General features: G+C 61.1%; 5 protein-coding genes. 1 reads left to right on the top strand and 4 read right to left on the bottom strand.

The window, feature by feature from the left end; translation table 11 throughout:
- The 4 genes from AVJ23_RS23425 to AVJ23_RS21740 form a co-directional block, all read right to left on the bottom strand.
- Window positions 1-270: phage terminase large subunit family protein (locus AVJ23_RS23425; RefSeq protein ID WP_240484773.1), on the bottom strand; the 270-nt coding region annotated here is incomplete at its 3' end.
- A gap of 6 nt (window positions 271-276) precedes the next feature.
- The gene (locus AVJ23_RS23420) at window positions 277-465 is read right to left on the bottom strand and encodes a hypothetical protein (RefSeq protein WP_058864337.1); all 189 of its coding nucleotides are present in this window, start codon (window positions 463-465) and stop codon (window positions 277-279) included.
- On the bottom strand, window positions 458-961 hold the full coding sequence (locus tag AVJ23_RS21745; protein ID WP_058864336.1) for a DUF1441 family protein: 504 nt from the start codon (window positions 959-961) through the stop codon (window positions 458-460). The genes AVJ23_RS23420 and AVJ23_RS21745 overlap by 8 nt, the downstream gene beginning before the upstream one ends.
- A 529-nt stretch (window positions 962-1490) precedes the next feature.
- A complete protein-coding gene (locus AVJ23_RS21740) occupies window positions 1491-3605 on the bottom strand; it encodes a VapE domain-containing protein (RefSeq protein ID WP_058864335.1) in 2115 nt (704 codons plus the stop codon).
- A 511-nt stretch (window positions 3606-4116) separates the two neighbouring features.
- Here AVJ23_RS21740 and AVJ23_RS22460 point away from each other — a divergent pair.
- The coding region (locus tag AVJ23_RS22460; RefSeq protein WP_157772762.1) for a class I SAM-dependent DNA methyltransferase at window positions 4117-4934 on the top strand (818 nt) is incomplete at its 3' end.

Here is a 4934-nt window from a genome sequence, read left to right as displayed (position 1 = left end):
CGATCTCCTCCGGCTTGTGTCTCTTCTGTCCCATTCGTTCGTCCTCCATCTGGCTCGAAAGCCTACCTCAGGAAGGACCACTTTTCTGGGGGCAGACCACGCGGGCGTGGCCTCAAAGATCGGCTCAAGGTCGGAGACGGTGTAGTCCCGGCAATCGGCTTCGGTCGGCAGCAAGGCGAGGATCGGGGCGGGCTCGTTGGCGACGTAGGACGCCAGCGCCCCGGTCAGCAGCGTGGTGAAACCCACCCGGACGGGCTTGACCAGCGTCACCCGCTCCTAGGTCGGGTCGGAAGTGGCGTCGGCAATCTCGCGCTGGTAGGGCCAGAGCGACACGCGGCCCGGCAGAGCGGAGACGCCCTCGGGCAGCCGCATGTGGGTTTCGATCCATTCTGACAGGGACAGGCGCGGCGGCGGGGTCAGAGCCCGGAGCGCGTTGCGGCGGGTGATGGTGAGCGCGTCAGTCATGGGCGGCCTCTTCCAGTGCGTCCCGGACTTCCCGGTCAATCGCGGCAATGTCGTGCGGGGTCAGATGCCCGGAGGTCTGCGCCACCCGGGACGGCACCGCCAGCATGGCGGCCCGGACGCCCCGGAGGACGGCGGCCCATTCGCGTTCCACCTCGGCAGCCGGGATCAGCTCGCCCCGGAGCTTGGCGTTGGCGGTCTCCACCTTTTCCGCGTTGGCCTTCGCCAGCCGGAGCTTTTCCGCCGCCAGCTCCGCGTCCACCTGTTTCCCCCGGGCCAGCGCCCGGGCGTGGTCGCAATAGGCCAGCACGGCGGCCCGGAGGGGATAGCGGGTGCCCTCCACCCGGGGGAGGATGCCGTCCCTCCCCAGTGCATGAATCCGGTTGGGGGCAATCCCCAGCCATTCCCCCAGCTCGGCGGCACTCACCACGGGGGAGCCCTCCACGGGGGGCTCTTCCCCCCACACCATCGCGTCCACCATCTCAGGGGTGTATTTCATCGCTCAATTCCTCAGTCTCTCCCGGGGGATTTTCCCCACGGGGTTTTCTCGATTCCAGAATCTCCCCACGGGGGGAAAGCTCGGGGCTCAGCGTCCCCCCCGGTGCGCCCCCGCCAGAGGGACCCGCAATCCCCCAGAGGCGCGGTCTCTCCATCCCCCAAGCGCAGCTCGCTCAGTGGGGCATGTGTAACCGTAGAGGGTTCACGGTTAAGCCTCTGAAAAGAATTGGAAAAGCTCGCCTTGTGAACCGTGTGAACCCTTTTTGCCCATTGTATTCCCTGAGCCACCCCACGAGGGGCGTCTGCATCAGCCTCTGCTTCTCCACGACTCTTTTGCCCCTCTTACGGTTCACACGGTTCACGCATTGGAATTGTTCAACAGAATCAGATGCTTCCGTGTGAACCGTAGGGTTCACGAGACGGTTCGCACGGTTCACAGCCCCTCTCTGGGCAATCGACGCTACAGCCACGGCTATTCCCCCCTGCGCCATACCATGCCGCCCCGGGTGCGGATTTTCACCCACCCCAGATCACGCATGACGGTGGCTGCCCGTTTCTGGTGCGCCATCGTCTGTTGTCCCGGGGGCATACTCAACGCGCCCCCCCAGCACCTCAGATATGGTGACTTCGGTCGTCCGGTTGGACTCTTCGTCCAATTCGTCACTGGGGAGGTCCAGCCACTCGGCAACCTTGTCCACCCAGCTATCGGACTCCCGTGCGGCGTTCTGCACCGGCTTGGCGTGTTCCGCCTCAAAGTCGCGGTCTAACCACCACGGTTCCTCGTCAGTGTAGGCGGCGAAGGCTTCGGCGAAGAGCTGGTCCCGCTCGGCGGCAAGCGCGTCTGCGCCGATGACCTTGCCCACCATCACGGGCCAGAACCGCCGCCCGCCCGTGGCATCCCTCAAGAACTGGTCATCGTTGGTCGTGCCCACGAAAACGCATTGCCGGGCGAAGGCTTCGTCGCGCTTGGCGTAGGGCAGCCGCACCCTGTCAACGGCCCCAGACAGAAACGCCTTGAGGTCTTCTTGTTCGCTCGTCCGGGACGGGGCCAGCTCTGCCAGCTCCACCAGCCACTTGCCTTGCAGGTGGCGCATTGCCTCTGTCTTGTCCCCGTGGATCGCGGGAAGCGTGTCGCTGAAATACTCAGCCCCGGCGAGGATTGCGCAAGCGGTGCTCTTGTTCTGCCCCTGCGCCCCGGACAAGACAAGCGTGTGGTCCGCCTTGCACCCGGGCTGCATCACCCGCGCTACCATCTGAATGAGGAACTTGCGCCCCACGGCACGGGTATAGGGTGTGTCCTCCGCACCAGCATGGCGCACCAGCCACGTGTCCAGCCGGGCCTTGCCGTCCCATTTGAGCGCCCAGAGATAGTCGCGGATCGGATGATATTGGCCCTTGCGTGCAACGGCCTGAGCCGCCCGGGATACAAGGCTTTCCCCCACGGTTTGCAGGCCCAGCCGTTCAAGCGCGATTTGAGCCAGAGAGATAGCCGCGTCGGTCACGCCCCCGTCGCGCCATTCGTCCCGGTGCGTCATAAGATTGTGGGCAAGCCCGGGAAGGATCGTGTCCACGTTCCGCCCCAGATAGAGCGTGGTATTGTTGAGGTTGATGACCGGATTGTTGCCCTTAATGATCGGGGTGCCCCAGTCTACCTTGGCGGGCAGCGGCGCGTCGTCGTAGACGATTTCGTCGAGAGCTTCCAAGGTCCACGTGGTATCTTCCGAGATTTCGTCTTCGTCCGACAGCAGGTCCAGCAACTCGCCACGCTCGCGGGCCACCTTGGCGAAGCTGCGTTCAACGGCCCGGTCTTTCTGCCGGTCATCGACACGGCTCCACCATTCCCCGGCAGCCCCCTCATGCTCTTCAATTGCTTCCCGGGCTTCCTCTTCGCTATCGCCCAGCCGGGCGAGGTTTTCGAGGAAGCGCCACGCCACGCCGCTGCCGGTCTCATCTTTGCCGCCCTTGCCGGTGGAACTGCTCTTGGCCTGCACTGACGGCCCGTGCTCACCTAAGAGCCAGCGGAGCGCGTCCAGATTAACGGTGCGGAGGTCTTCGCCGTCGCTCACCATTTTGCCTGTGACCGTCAGGAACTTCCGTTCGGTGAAGAGCGCGATTTCCTTGTGGTTGCCCGGCAAGGCGAAGGCGCGGCCCGCCCCCGGGCTGCCATCGGCGGCTGGCAATATCAGACCCTCTTCCCTGAGCGCGTCAACGTCCTCGTCCCGGCAAAGGAAGAGCACATGGACGCCGGTCTGCCCCGGGGACACGTCGGCATAGCTCTGGAAACGGTCTGGGACCGGCGCTGCCCAAGAGGTCAGCTTGCCCGTCTCCGGGTTCCGGCAGCCGTCCATGTCGATACCGCAGACGCGCCAGCCGCGCCGCTTGGGCAGCGGGGCCAGCATGATGCCCAGCCCCTTGGGCCGGTCGGTCTTGAAGGCGTCAGAGCGGCGTTGTGCGGCGGCTCTGGTGCTCCATGTCTTCGGCTTGGTCGTGCTGGCCAAGTAGCCGGTTTTCGGGTTTTTAGGCGGCTTGCTCCACCTGTCCTTCTGCCACACCTCTTCCCATGCTGCCCAGATAGGCGCGGCGGCCAGAACGGACAGCGGAACGACTTGCATCGATTCAGTGTTTGTGGTATCCAGATACCGCATCGTGACTTTCCTTTTCTCGTTGTGGAAAAACCTTCAAGCCCTCAGCCGATGGTCCCGCCTGGGGGCTTATCTTTTGGGATGGTTGGATTCTGATAGGCGGAGCGGGCCAGATCGGTGGGACAAAAATCCCGGAAAACCCAATGAAACTATGGGAAGTTCAAGTGTCCCACTTTTGGGTAAGGCGCTGATAAGTAACGCTTATTGAACGCCGCCCCCGGGCACCACTTTTTACGAATGAAACCAATACCTTAATCGGTTGCCCGACTTGTTTTGTTAGACACGTCACTGGGCTGGGTGCCGTCTGGGTGTCTGTTGCATTCTGCTGCCAGATAGACTGCTGCGACGCACGACAACGAGCCTTCCCTCAAAATTTCGCTTCGGACTCCAATTATCACCGCTACACCGAGAGCGGTGCCCTCTGGCAGCAAGCTCTGTTTCTCGCTAGTTTGCAGGAAAGCAGATGTGCCGGTGATTTTTAACGGCACCCAACACACTGAGGTTCCGGCAAGTAATGGCAATCAAAAAGTCAGAATTGTATTCGTCACTTTGGGCATCTTGCGATGCGCTCAGGGGAGGGATGGATGCAACCCAGTACAAAGACTATGTACTGTTTATGCTCTTCATTAAGTACGTTTCAGATAAATATGCTGAAACAGACGACTTTGCGCCTGCCGTTGTTATTCCCGAGGGCGCTAGTTTCAAAGATATGGGTGCTCTAAAAGGCAACTCCAACACTGGCGAGCTAATCAATACTCAGGTAATTCAGGCACTAATAGAAGCAAATTGCCGTCTTTCTCGTAGCGACTTCCCTGACTTTGATGACCCAACGAAGCTGGGCGAAGGAGATGCGAAGGTAAAAAGAATCTCGAACCTGATCGGTATCTTTCAAAAGCCTGAACTCGATTTCTCTCAAAACCGAGCTGACAACGATGACATTCTTGGCGACGCCTATGAATACCTGATGCGCCACTTCGCGACCCAGAGCGGCAAGAGCAAAGGCCAGTTCTACACGCCCTCCGAGGTCAGCCGTGTTATAGCCAATGTGATCGGCATTTCTCACGAGAACACGGTCGGCTCCACCACGGTATATGACCCCACCTGTGGTTCAGGTTCCTTGCTTCTCAAAGTCGCTTCGCAGGCCGAACGCCAGATCACCTTGGAGGGTCAAGAGAAGGACGTAACTACGGCTGGTCTCGCGCGGATGAACATGATCCTTCATGATTTCCCCAGCTGTCCGTCGTCAGATAATTTGGGACGCTTGAGCGCTTTCCAGACTGGAGGCTCTGGCTCACCGCTGGTTGATGTTACGCGTTTGCAGTTTCGTGGCGC

Source organism: Pseudoponticoccus marisrubri (assembly GCF_001482405.1).
GTDB lineage: Bacteria > Pseudomonadota > Alphaproteobacteria > Rhodobacterales > Rhodobacteraceae > Pseudoponticoccus > Pseudoponticoccus marisrubri.
This window is presented reverse-complemented; position numbering and strand designations above follow the sequence as displayed.